Raw genomic sequence first — 12,350 nt, 5'->3', positions numbered from 1 at the left:
GACCGACGAGTGGCCGGAAATCGACACGGGACACGGCGCACGGGCGGCCTCCGGGGAGCGGGCGGGGCGGGGAGCGCCCGCCGGGGAGGCGGGCGGACGGCACCGGGCCCGGCACCACCGGGACACTAACGAGATGATCGCGCGGCGGGATCGATCTCCATCCCAGTGAGTGAACGCCGCAGGCGCAGCGGGGGGACGAGTGCGGCCCGCAGCGAGGCGGCGTCGAGCGTGTGGGGCGCGTAGCCCAGCCCGTCGAGACAGGCGGCGACCAGCTCGGCGGGGTCCTCGGGGGGCGCGTCGGGCAGCCCGCAGACGAACGCCCACTCGTGCTCGGGGCTGCCGACGTAGACGCGGTGCGGGAACACCGCACCGAACCGCTCCCACGCCGCGCGGAGGGTGGCGTCACGCCACTGCGCCGGGCTCCCGGCCTGGCTCACGACGACGCCTCCCGGCCGCAGCCGCGCCGCGCAGCGGGTCAGGAAGTCGCCGGTGTAGAGCCGGTTGAGCTGGGCGCCGGGCTCGTCGGGGCGCTCGTCGGGCAGGTCGACGACGATCACGTCCCAGGTGCCGTCGGTCGTGTCGACGAAGGCGAGCCCGTCGTCGTAGTGCATCCGGACCGGCCCCTCGTGCGCCTCGGCCGCGGCGAGCGCGGCGGGCGTGTAGCCGTACGGCAGGTGCTCGGCGCAGAGCCGCACGCAGTCCCGGTCCAGGTCCACGTGGTCGACGCGCACCGCGCCGCACGCCACCGCGAGCTCGCTCACCACGCCCTCGCTCGACCCGATCACCAGCACGCGTTCGCGGCGCTCGGCGAGCAGCGCGGCCGGCACGAACAGCGCCTCGTGGTAGGTCAGCTGGGTGTGCTCGGCGCTCTGCCGCTCACCGTCGCAGAACAGCGTGACGCCGTGCGCGGTGTCCGCGATCAGCACCTCCTGCAGCGCGGTGCGGGTGCGCACCCGGACCGCGTCGAGCTGCCAGTGCCTGGTCAGCCCCGGCGAGATCGGCTCGTCGACACGTCCCGCGCCGCCGCGGTCCACGACCTCGATGGCGGCGTCGTCGGCGCCGAGGGTGAGCGCCAGCCGTCGCACGGCGTACACGGGGTCGGCGCCGTCGCCGCAGGTGAAGGCGTCGACGAACGCCGACCCGAGCTCGGGCCAGGTGTGGATCGACGCGTGCGACTCGGCCAGCAGCGCGACGACCGTGACCCCCTGCGGCTCGAACGGCTCCGCGACGACCTGCCGCACGTCCGCGCCCGCGGCCAGCAGCGACGTGCGCAGCGCGTGCCGGAGGCCGTCGGCGTCGTCGAGCAGGGCCGGATCGATGCCGCGCAGCTCGCCGAGGACGTGCCGGCCGACGGGATGGGACGTCTGCACAGTGCAGAACCCTAGGTTGCGTTCAGGACGTGCACGGGCAGCGGGCCGAACCCGTTGAACCCGACCGAGGCGTAGCTCGCGGTGTACGCGCCGGCGTGCAGGAGGTCGACGGCGTCGCCGGCGGCGAGGTCGAGGGGCAGAGCGTAGGGCTTGCGGCGGTAGAGGACGTCGTCGCCGTCGCAGGTGGGGCCGGCCAGGACGACCGGGCCGGGCGGGCCGCTGCGGCCGGGCGCTCGCACCGGGTAGTCGATCGCCTCCCCCTCCGCCTCGGCGAGCCCCTGGTAGCGGCCCGCGTCGAGGTAGACCCAGCGGCGGTGGTCGATGCCGGGCCGCCGGGAGACCCGCAGGGCGGTCGTCCGCAGCACCCCCGCCTCGGCGACGAGGACGCGGCCGGGTTCGAGGATCAGCCGGACGCCGTCGACGTCACCGGCCGTGACCGCGGCGGCGACGGCTCCGTGGATCGCCTCGGCGTACGCGTCGAGCGGCGGGACCTCGGCGCGGTACCGGACGGGCAGCCCACCGCCGACGTCGAGCACCGGCCGCGCGATGCCCGCCGCGTGCGCCACCCGCAGCGCGACCCGGACCCCCTCGGCGAACGCCGCGGACCTGAGCTGCTGCGATCCCGCGTGGAACGCGACCCCGGCGGTCCCGCGGGCGAGCCGGGCGGCCTCGGCCGGGGTCGCCCCGAACTTGCCGAGGAACGGGGTCGCGGCGCCGTCGTCGGCGACGAGGACGCGCACGAGCACCTCGGCGCCGGCCGGCAGGCCCGCGAGATCCTCCGCACTGTCCGTGACGAACCGGCGGACGCCCTGCGCAGCGACGGCCGCCGCGGCGCCCGGGCCCCGGACGGGGTTGCCGTGGCACAGTCGGGCCGGGTCGGCCCCCGCGTCGAGGCACAGGGCGATCTCCTCGGCGCCGGCCACGTCGAAGCCGCTGCCGAGCGCGGCGAGCGTGCGCAGCACCTCGGGCTCGGGGCACGCCTTCACCGCGTAGAGGATCTCCGCACCGGGGAAGGCGGCCGCGAGCTCGGTGTACCGCTGTGCCACCAGCCCCGTGTCGAGCACCAGGAACGGCGTCGGTCGCGGCTCGGCGAGGAATGCCTCCAGGGCGCGGGTGGGCACGGATCGATCCTCCCCGACGACCCCGAACCCTCGTGAGCGGCAATCACTGCTATAGCGACTATTGCCACTCACAGGGGCAGCACGCGGCCCGCCGTCCCGTCGACGACCACCTGCTCGCCGGTCCTGATCCGCGCGACCGCGCCGGGCACCCCGACCACGGCCGGGATCCCGTACTCGCGCGCGACGACCGCCCCGTGCGAGTTCGCCCCGCCCATCTCCATGACCAGCCCGGCGGCGGTGAGGAACAGCGGCGTCCAGCCGGGGTCGGTCGAGGGGCAGACGAGGATCTCCCCCGGCTCGAGGCGGGCGTCGGCGGGATCGAGCACCACCCGCGCGGGTCCCTCGGCCACACCGGCCGACGCGGGGGTGCCGCGCAGCTCCCCCGGCACCGCCGGCGGCGCGGCGGGATCCGGCAGCGCCTCGGGCTCGGTCCCGTCCGAGAGCAGGATGCGCGGGACGTGCCGGCGCCGCCGTTCGCGGTCGTGCACCGCACGCCGGGTGGCCACCAGCGCCCGCAGGTCGGCCCCGGCGAGGCCCGCCCGGCAGTCGTCCGCGGTGAGGTGGACGACGTCGCCGGCCGCGGCGATCCGGCCCTCCGCGGCGAGTGCCTCCCCGACGGCCAGGAGATCGGCGCGGGCCGCGTCGAGCACGGTGACCAGGGTGAACTTCGGCAGCTCGCGCAGCCCGGCGAGCGCCCGGGCCCGGCCCAGCAGCAACCGCACCACCCGGCCGCGCAGGCCGCCCACCCGGGCCGCGAGGGCCGCGGCCGTCTGCTCCGCCTCGGTCGCCGCGGCGGCGAAGACCCGGTCCGGTGAGCGCGCCGGGTCGACCCGCAGGTACCCCGCCAGGACCCCGAGCAGGTACGACGGGTCCTCGCGCCATCGCGGCACCCCGAGGTCGATCTCGGCGATTCCGCGGTGCCCGTAGCGCCCGAGGAACTCGCGCAGCCCGTCGGCCAGGACCGCGGGCGCCGTGCCGGCCGCGAGAGCTGCCCGCGCCGCCTCGACCGGGCCGCCGACCAGTGCACGCGAGGGCGGGTCAGCGGCGATTCGGCCGGCCAGTGCCCACAGCGCGAGGTCCATCTCGGTGGTGACGTTGTGCGGCAGCCCGCGCAGGACCGTCGACAGCTCGCCGGGCCGGGCCCGGCCGCGCAGCAACGCGGCGGCCAGCCCGAACGCCACGAACCCCGCCGCGGCCACCGGGAAGGCCCGCCCCGCCACGGCCGGCATCTCCTGCGCGAGCGTCGCCTCCAGCCGGTCGAGGCGCGCCCTCGGGGGCAGCGGGCCGCGGTCGTCGAGCCGGTCGCGCAGGTCGCCGACCGCCGCGACGACCGCCCGGCGGGCCCGGTCCGGCGCCAGCAGCGCCAGCACCAGCCGCGGCGGCACCCGGAACCGGCGGAACACCCGGGCCAGCGCGCGGGCGAAGCGGAACCGCCGCCCCGGCAGCACCGCGAACGCAGGGTCGGCGACGACCCGGCGCAGGACGGCGGCGGAGCGCGCCTCCATGACGTCGAACAGGCGCGGGATCACGATCCGACCGACCGGGTGCCGCAGCGCCCCGGTCACGTCGACCAGCAGCCGCTCCCCCGCCACCGTCAGCACCGGTGCGCCCGCGCGGACGTCGGGCACCGGAACCCCGAACAGCCGGGCGATCGAGCCGGTCAGGACCCGGAAGGCGCCCTGCCCGGCGGTGGTGAGCGGGCCGAGCACCCCCTGCGCGACGTTGACGTTGAGATAGATCCGCAGGCCTGGCGCCCGCGGCTCGGGGAGCGGGTAGAGCGTGGTGACCGGCCGCGCCTGCACCAGCCAGACCCGGTCCGTGCCGTCGACGGCCCACTCGAGGTCCTGCGGCCCGCCGTGCTGCTCCGCGACCCGCCGGCCGAGCGCGGCGAGCTCGCGGGCGCGGTCGTCGGACAGGCAGGGCCCCACGCCGCCGGCCCGCCGCTCGACGACCCGGCCGCCCGCGTCGAGCACGAGGTGCTCGGGATCGACCGTGCCCGAGACCACGGCCTCCCCCAGCCCCGGCGCCGCGTCGATCACCGTCTCGCCCCGCCGGCCGGTGACCGGGTTCGCGGTGAACAGCACGCCCGCGGCCGCGGCCGGCACCATCCGCTGCACGACGACGGCGAGGGCGACCGTGCGGTCGTCGATCCCGTTGGCCGCCCGGTAGGCGACGGCGCGGTCGGTCCAGAGCGAGGCCCAGCAGCGGCGGACCGCGTCGAGCAGGGCGTCGGGGCCCTCGACGTCGAGGAACGTGTCCTGCTGGCCGGCGAAGCTGCCGTCGGGCAGGTCCTCGGCCGTGGCCGACGACCGCACCGCGACCGGGCCGTCGGCGAGCGCCCGGATCGCCGCGGCCAGCACCGCGGGTACCGGGGCGGACCGGACGGCCGCGCGCAGGTCGGCGGGCGCGGCGCCGGCGTCGAGCAGGGGCCGCGCGACCGGGTCGGCCACGGCCCGGTAGGCCACGGTGGTGACGCAGCTGCCGGGCGGGACCGGGAATCCCGCGCGGATCAGCCGGCCGAGGGAGGCGGCCTTCCCGCCGACCAGCGCCGGATCCGCGGCCGCGGCCAGGTCGAGGGTCCGTGGGCCGTCCGTGAGCGGCAGCGTGTGCGTCATGGCGCACCTCCTCGTGCGTGGCAGGAGCGTAGCCCCGGTTCGCCCTTTTTTCAACGACCGTTGAATGAGGTGGTTCGCGAGCGGGGAACGCCGCGCTCCCGTGGGCCCGGCGCGGCTCCTACCGTCCGGGGACCATGCGACGCAGCACGGAGCGGATCCTCACCACCCACGTCGGCAGCCTGGCCCGACCCCACGACCTGCTCGAGGTCATGCGGGAGAAGGAGCACGGCCGGCCCTACGACGCCGACGCGTACGCCAAGCAGATCGCCGCCGCCGTCGCCGACCGCGTCCGCGAGCAGGCCGCCGACGGCATCGACGTGGTGACCGACGGCGAGATGAGCAAGGTCAGCTTCCTGACCTACGTCAAGGACCGGCTCACCGGGTTCTCCGGAAGCACCGGCGAGAAGCTCATGCCGCCCTCGTGGCAGGCGGAGATCGACGCGTTCCCGGAGTACTACGCCGGCTACCTCGGCAAGTACAAGGACACCGTCTCCCCCATGACCACCATGGTCTGCACCGGGCCGGTCGGCTACGCCGGGCACGACCAGCTGCGCGCGGACGTCGAGAACCTCCGCGCGGCGCTCGACGGGCAGGACGCCGCCGAGGCCTTCCTGCCGAGCACCAGCCCGAGCGGCTTCGGCCGCAACGAGTACTACTCCTCCTACGCCGACTACCTCGGCGCGGTCGCCGAGGCCCTGCGCGAGGAGTACCTGGCGATCGTCGACGCCGGGTTCCTCCTGCAGGTCGACGACCCGTGGCTGATCGAGTACCTCAGCCACGACGACCGTGCCGAGGGCCGCCGCCTCGCGGAGCAGCACGTCGAGATCCTCAACCACGCGCTGCGCGGAATCCCGGAGGAGAGGATCCGGCTGCACACCTGCTACGGGCTCAACCACGGCCCGCGGATCCACGACCTGCCCTTCGCCGACATCGCGCCCGTGATGCTGCGGATCCACGCCGGAGCCTATTCCTTCGAGGTCGCCAACCCCCGCCACCAGCACGAGTGGCGGGTCTGGGAGGACCTCGCCCTGCCCGAGGGGAAGGTGCTGATCCCCGGCCTGCTCGGGCACGCCAGCAACTACGTGGAGCACCCGCAGCTGATCGCCGACCAGCTCGTGACCTACGCGGGCCTGGTCGGCCGGGAGAACCTGCTCGCGGGCGCGGACTGCGGCTTCTCCTCCCGCGCGACCTTCCATCCCGAGGTGCACCCGACCGTCGTCCGGGAGAAGTTCCGGGCGCTCGCCGAGGGTGCCCGGCTGGCCACCGCGCGTCTCTACCGATCGGTAATGTCCGGGCCATGACCGCACCCAAGACCCAGCGCCGGGGCCGGGCCATCGCCATGACCGACGACGAGCGGGACGCCTTCCTCGCCGAGGAGCGGACCGTCCGCGTGGCCACCAACGGCACGCACGGCCCGCACGCCACCCCGCTCTGGTTCCACTGGGACGGGTCCGCGATGTGGCTGACCTCGCTCGTCCGCGCGCAGCGCTGGGCCGACCTGGAGAAGGACCCGCGGATCGGGGCGGTGGTCGACGCCGGGCACGACTACGACCAGCTCCGAGGCGTCGAGATCCGCGGGCGGGTGGAGCCGGTGGGCGAGATCCCCCGTACCGGCGAGCCGAACCCCGAGCTGGAGCGGGTCGAGCAGGCCTTCGCGGACAAGTACACCGGCGGGCACGTCGTGATCGACGGCCGGCACGCGTGGCTCCGGCTCACCCCGGAGAAGATCAGCAGCTGGGACTTCCGCAAGCTGCCGGGCGCGCGGCAGCAGCCCGGGACCTGACCCGCCGCTCCCTGCCGGCCGGCATCCCCGCGCGGGGATGCCGGCCGCACCCCTCAGGGCGTGCCGGTGAGCAACGGCCAGAGACCGTCGGCGCCGGCCTCGAGCGCGCGGGCGCCGACCCGGTCGTTCCAGTAGGCCTCCGAGCCGTCCTCGTCCCGCCAGGCCCACAGCCGGGTGGTGACCAGCCGCAGGTCGTGCTCGCGGGTGAACCCGATGGCGCCGTGCACCTGGTGGGTGATCCGGGCGACCTGTCCGGCCGCCTCCCCCGCGCGCGCCTTGGCCGCGGCGATCGCGAACGACGCTTCGGCGAACCCGTGCTTGTCGACCTCCCGTGCCGCGGCCTCGGTCGCCGCCGCCGCGGCGGCCACCTCCGCACCGGCCAGCGCGAGGGACTGCTGGATGGCCTGCAGCTTCGCGATCGGGCGGCCGAACTGCACCCGCTCGGTGGCGTACCGCACCGCCATCGCCACCGCCCCGCGGGCAGCACCGGCCAGCAGGAGCGCCCGGCCCAGCGCCGCACGCAGCGGGAACTCGACCAGTGCGACCGACGGCACGTCGGCCACGTGCCGCACGGTCAGCTCGTTGAGCACCAGGTCGTCCCGGGGCTCCTCGGCGAGGTTGGCCCCCTCCTCGACCCCGGCACCGGTGGTGTCGATCAGCAGGACCTGCTCGCCCGCCAGCACCGCGACCGCGCCGACCGCACGGCCCCACGGCACCCGGCGCAGCGTGCCGGACACGTCCGCGCCGGCCCCGCCGGCCGCCGGCTGGATCGACAGGTTCCCCGCGACCGTCGCCGACAACGGGCCGGACGGCACCTCCAGCCCGGCCGCGTGCAGCAGCCAGGCCGCCAGCAGGTCGGTCTCCACCAGCGGCACCCGCGCCGCGAACTGCCCGGCCGCGGTCAGCACCGCCGCCGCGTCGGACACCGTGCCGCCGCTGCCCCCGGCCTCCTCGGGCAGGGTCAGCCGGGCCAGCCCGGTCTGCTCGACGGTCTTCCACAGCTCGGCGTCGAACGCGTCCGTGGAGTTGTCCCAGGCGTCGCCGAAGACCGACTCCGCCATCTCCCGCAGTTCGGCACTCATCAGCGCAGCCCCAATCCGCGGGCGACGATCCCGCGCAGGATCTCGTTCGTCCCGCCCCGCAGCGTGAAGCCCGGGGCGTGCAGCACCGCGTCGGCCAGCAGCCGCGCGTACCCGCCCTCGGCGGCGCCCCGGTCCGGCGGGATCGACACCAGCAGCCGGGCCGCGTCGATCACCTCGTTCTCGAACCGGGTACCCAGGTCCTTCACCACGGCCGCGGCCAGCTCGGGCGCCTTGCCCGCCTCCAGTGCACCGGCGATGGCCAGCGACATCCGCCGCAGCGTCCAGTACCGCGAGACCAGCCCGCCGAGGTCCCGGCGCCGCCCGGCGTCCAGGTCGCTGCCGGCGATCTCCCCCAGCAGCGCCACCACCAGCGGGAAGGTCGACAGGTACCGCTCCGGGCCGGAGCGCTCGAAGGCCAGCTCCGAAGTGACCTGGTGCCAGCCCTGCCCGATCTCGCCGAGCACCATCGAGTCCGGGATGAAGACCCTGTCGAACACCACCTCGTTGAAGTGGTGCGCCCCGGTCAGCAGCGGGATCGGCCGGATCGTCACCCCCGGCGCCTTCAGGTCCACGATCAGCTGCGACAGTCCGGCGTGCCGGTTGGTGTCGTCCTTCGGCGAGGTCCGGACCAGCGCGAAGAAGGCGTGCGCGTGGTGCGCCCCGGATGTCCAGACCTTCGTGCCGGTCAGCTCCCAGCCGCCGTCGACGCGGTCCGCCTTCGACCGCACCGACGCCAGGTCCGAGCCCGAGTCCGGCTCCGACATCCCGATCCCGAAGTACACCTCCCCCGCGGCGATCCCGGGCAAGAACTTCTGCCGCTGCTCCTCGGTGCCGAAGCGCATGAGCGACGGGCCGATCTGCCGGTCCGCCACCCAGTGCGCGGCGACCGGCGCGCCGGCCGCCAACAGCTCCTCGGTCACCACGTACCGGTCCAGCGCGCCGCGCCCGTGCCCGCCGTACTCGGTCGGGATCGTCATCCCCAGCCAGCCGCGCCGGGCCAGCTCCTTGGTGAACCGCTCGTCCCACCCCGAGAGCCAGGTGTCCGCGCGCGGACGCCAGGCCCCGGCGGCGCGTTCCTCCGCGAGGAACGCACGCACCTCGGACCGCAGCGCCGCGACGCGCTCCGGCAGCTCCACCGGCGGGGGCACGAGATCCGGCAGTGTCGCCATCGTGTCCGTCACCCGTCCTTCCTAGCCCACGGATCGGGCCCGTGCATCAAGGTGTGGCGGGATGGGAACATCCGGGACATGACGAACCCCGATCTCGAAAGGAAGGTCCTCGAGGCCGTCCCCACCGGGCTGCTCATCGGCGGCGAGTGGCGGCAGGCGGCGTCGGGGGCGACGACGAAGGTCGAGGACCCGTCGACCGGCGAGGTCCTCGCCGAGGTCGCCGACGCGGGCCGGGAGGACGGGCTCGCGGCGCTCACCGCCGCACACGAGGCGCAGGCCGGCTTCGCGGCCATGGCCCCGCGCGAGCGCGGGGAGATCCTGCGCCGCGCGTACGAGACGATGATCGCGCGGGTCGAGGACCTCGCCCTCCTGATGACCCTGGAGATGGGCAAGCCGCTGGCCGAGTCGCGCGGCGAGGTCACCTACGCCGCCGAGTTCTTCCGCTGGTTCAGCGAGGAGGCCGTGCGGATCGACGGCGGCTACGCGACCGCGCCCGCGGGCGGCAGCCGGTTCCTCGTGATGAAGCAGCCGGTCGGGCCGTGCGTGTTCATCACGCCGTGGAACTTCCCGCTGGCCATGGGTACCCGCAAGATCGGCCCGGCGATCGCGGCGGGCTGCACCGTCGTGATCAAGCCCGCCCACCAGACCCCGCTGTCCATGCTGGCCCTGGGCCAGATCCTGCTCGACGCCGGGCTGCCGGCCGGCGTGCTCAACGTCATCACGGCCACGGACGCGGGCGGCGTGATGGAGCCGATCATCAAGGACGGCCGGGCGCGCAAGCTCTCGTTCACGGGTTCGACCGGCGTCGGCAAGATCCTGCTGGAGCAGTGCGCCGCCAAGGTGCTGCGGACGTCGATGGAGCTGGGCGGCAACGCGTCCTTCCTCGTGTTCGACGACGCCGACCTCGACAAGGCCGTCGACGGCGCGATGCTGGCGAAGATGCGGAACATGGGCGAGGCGTGCACCGCGGCCAACCGCTTCTACGTCCAGCGCGGCGTCGCGGAGGAGTTCGCGGCCAAGCTCGCCGAGCGGATGGGCGCGCTCAAGGTGGGCCGCGGCACCGAGGACGGCGTGCAGGTCGGCCCGCTGGTCGACGCCAAGGGCCGGGACAAGGTCGTCGACCTGGTCGGCGACGCGATCGCCAACGGCGCCCAGGTCAAGGTCGGCGGCGAGGCCGCGGAGGGCCCCGGCTACTTCTACCCGCCGACGGTGCTCACGGACGTGCCGCAGGACTCGCGGCTCAACCACGAGGAGATCTTCGGCCCGGTCGCGCCGATCTCGGTGTTCGACACCGAGGACGAGGCCATGGCCGCGGCCAACGCCACCGAGTTCGGCCTGGTCAACTACGTGTTCACGGAGAACCTGAACCGGGCGCTGCGGGTGTCGGAGAAGCTCGAGAGCGGGATGGTCGGGCTCAACACCGGGCTGGTGTCCAACCCGGCGGCCCCGTTCGGCGGGACCAAGGAGTCCGGGCTGGGCCGCGAGGGCGGCACGGTCGGGATCGAGGAGTTCCTCGAGCTCAAGTACGTCGCCATCGGCGGACTGGGCTGAGCCGCATTATGGAACCATAACGCTCGCTTTCCACCCGGATTCGGGCGTTATGGAACCATAACGCTCGTTTTTCGCCCGAATGAGAGCGTTATGGTTCCATAACCCATCAGTTGGTCGCGACGTTGCGGCGGCGCAGCCGCGGCCACACGATCACCGCGACCGCACACACCAGCTGCGAGATCGCGTAGCCCACCGCCACCGGCATCAGCTGCTCGACGGGGTGCGCGCCCGAGGCGTCGGCCGGCCCGATCGGGATGAACAGCACCACGACGATCACGAAGGCCGTGCTGATCAGCTGCAGCCGGGCGAAGCCGACGCCGTCGTGCCGCGCCTGCCGCACGCCGAGCTCGTGCGAGATCACCAGCCGGGCGATCATGCCGATCAGCAGCACGCGGAGCACGTCGTCCGCCTGGGCGTAGCCCGGCCCGAAGAACTCCAGCCCGAACCGGGCCAGCAGCACGCCGACCACGATCATCGGCAGGAAGATCAGGTAGAGCCGCTTGCGGGAGGCCCGGATGTGCGCCGCGGAGTTCTCCGGGTCCCGGGCCAGTTGCGCCGACAACGACTGCATGAACCGCTGCGCCGCGATGTCGATCACCATGACCGCCTGCCACGCGATGAAGAACGCGGCACCGGTCGTCGCGCCGAAGCGCTGGGTCACGATCACCGTGACCTGGTTGAACAGCAGCACCGTGCCCCAGTGGGCCAGGGTCGTGGGGCCGAGGAAGGACACGGCCTCGCGGCGCGTCGGCAGCCACTCCTTGTCCGAGAGCTGCGCGAACTTGCGGGTGTAGATGCCGCCGATCACCGCGCTGCCGAGCGTCCACAGCGCGATCGGCACCACCCAGGACAGCACGACGCCGAACGGCCCGAGGCTCGCGCCCACGGCGACCAGCATGCCGATCCGGGCGAGGGCGAAGGCGATGTTGCGCCACGACGCCCACCAGGTCTTGCCGACCGCGATGAGGCTGAAGTCGTGCACGCCCCACAGGCCCCAGCCGATGGCGGCGGCGAGGAACAGCAGGCCGCCCGCCCAGACCGGCAGGACGTCGCCGGCGCCCGTCGTGGCCATGAGCGGCTCGAGCACGACGTAGGCCAGCCCGACCAGCGCGCACGACGGGATGATCACCAGGTGGCTGCGCCAGAACAGGGTCGACGCCTTGCGGCCCGACCGCGGCATCCACAGCATCATCGCGGAGTCGAGGTTCAGCTGCGCCACGCCGGCGACCAGCAGGAACGCCGACACGAACGCCGAGGCGTAGCCGACCGCCTCCTGCGGCATGATCCGCGCCGCGATCAGCCAGCTGACGAACCCGGCCAGCGAGCCGACGGCGCCGCTGATCGAGAGGGACAGGCCGTCGGAGAGGGCCCGCTTGCCGGAGCCGCCCGACGACGACCCGAGGTCCTTCCCGGCCTCGGCCGGCGGTTCGTCCTCGGCCGACGCGTCGCTGCGCACGGCCACCGCACCGGGCGCGAGCTCGACGGTCGGGGGGTCGTGGGGCCGGGGCGGGCTGTCGAACCAACCGGCCGGTCTCGCCGCCGGGGATCCCGCGGACTGGCCCGGGCGGCCCGCCGCGGATCCCCCGGGGCGGCCCGCCGCGGATCCCCCGGGGCGGCCCGCCGCGGATCCCCCGGGGCGGCCCGCCGCGGATCCCCCGG

General features: G+C 74.8%; 9 protein-coding genes. 3 read left to right on the top strand and 6 right to left on the bottom strand.

From position 1 onward, the window contains the following. Nucleotides 1-125 precede the first annotated feature (125 nt). The 3 genes from speD to PKE99_RS10670 all read right to left on the bottom strand — a co-directional run bounded on the left by speD (nucleotide 126) and on the right by PKE99_RS10670 (nucleotide 5,106). Nucleotides 126-1,370 carry an adenosylmethionine decarboxylase gene (speD, locus tag PKE99_RS10685; RefSeq protein WP_051736519.1) on the bottom strand — a complete coding sequence of 415 codons (1,245 nt, stop codon included), beginning with the start codon at nucleotides 1,368-1,370 and terminating at the stop codon, nucleotides 126-128. A gap of 11 nt (nucleotides 1,371-1,381) precedes the next feature. Further along, nucleotides 1,382-2,491, bottom strand: a complete 1,110-nt coding sequence (locus PKE99_RS10675) for a type III PLP-dependent enzyme (protein WP_037038818.1) — start codon at nucleotides 2,489-2,491, stop codon at nucleotides 1,382-1,384. A 68-nt stretch (nucleotides 2,492-2,559) separates the two neighbouring features. Further along, complete coding sequence (locus PKE99_RS10670) at nucleotides 2,560-5,106, bottom strand: PEP/pyruvate-binding domain-containing protein (protein WP_037038816.1); 2,547 nt, start codon at nucleotides 5,104-5,106, stop codon at nucleotides 2,560-2,562. Nucleotides 5,107-5,240: 134 nt separating this feature from the next. On the opposite strand from PKE99_RS10670, the gene PKE99_RS10665 reads away from it, so the two are divergent. After that, nucleotides 5,241-6,407: a cobalamin-independent methionine synthase II family protein gene (locus tag PKE99_RS10665; RefSeq protein ID WP_037038814.1), complete on the top strand. Its 1,167-nt coding sequence runs from the start codon at nucleotides 5,241-5,243 to the stop codon at nucleotides 6,405-6,407. Continuing rightward, nucleotides 6,404-6,889: a pyridoxamine 5'-phosphate oxidase family protein gene (locus PKE99_RS10660; RefSeq protein WP_037038813.1), complete on the top strand. Its 486-nt coding sequence runs from the start codon at nucleotides 6,404-6,406 to the stop codon at nucleotides 6,887-6,889. Before PKE99_RS10665 ends, PKE99_RS10660 begins: the two co-directional genes overlap by 4 nt. A gap of 53 nt (nucleotides 6,890-6,942) precedes the next feature. Here the strand turns inward: PKE99_RS10660 and PKE99_RS10655 are convergent, their stop codons facing one another. Beyond that, nucleotides 6,943-7,971 carry an acyl-CoA dehydrogenase family protein gene (locus PKE99_RS10655; RefSeq protein WP_037038810.1) on the bottom strand — a complete coding sequence of 343 codons (1,029 nt, stop codon included), beginning with the start codon at nucleotides 7,969-7,971 and terminating at the stop codon, nucleotides 6,943-6,945. Continuing rightward, nucleotides 7,971-9,152 (bottom strand): acyl-CoA dehydrogenase family protein, encoded by a 1,182-nt coding sequence (locus PKE99_RS10650; protein WP_306470735.1) that lies wholly within the window; start codon nucleotides 9,150-9,152, stop codon nucleotides 7,971-7,973. Before PKE99_RS10650 ends, PKE99_RS10655 begins: the two co-directional genes overlap by 1 nt. 66 nt (nucleotides 9,153-9,218) lie before the next feature. Between PKE99_RS10650 and PKE99_RS10645 the strand changes: the two genes are divergently transcribed. Continuing rightward, nucleotides 9,219-10,691, top strand: a complete 1,473-nt coding sequence (locus PKE99_RS10645) for an NAD-dependent succinate-semialdehyde dehydrogenase (RefSeq protein ID WP_037038808.1) — start codon at nucleotides 9,219-9,221, stop codon at nucleotides 10,689-10,691. 106 nt (nucleotides 10,692-10,797) lie between these two features. Here the strand turns inward: PKE99_RS10645 and PKE99_RS10640 are convergent, their stop codons facing one another. Continuing rightward, the gene (locus PKE99_RS10640) at nucleotides 10,798-12,147 is read right to left on the bottom strand and encodes a lipopolysaccharide biosynthesis protein (RefSeq protein ID WP_156066909.1); all 1,350 of its coding nucleotides are present in this window, start codon (nucleotides 12,145-12,147) and stop codon (nucleotides 10,798-10,800) included. Nucleotides 12,148-12,350: the final 203 nt, after the last annotated feature.

Origin of the sequence: Pseudonocardia halophobica (assembly GCF_027922425.1) — a bacterium.
Taxonomy (GTDB): Bacteria; Actinomycetota; Actinomycetes; order Mycobacteriales; family Pseudonocardiaceae; genus Pseudonocardia; species Pseudonocardia halophobica.
Note: the sequence above shows the minus strand (reverse complement) of the source record. Positions and strands in the feature narration are given on the sequence as shown.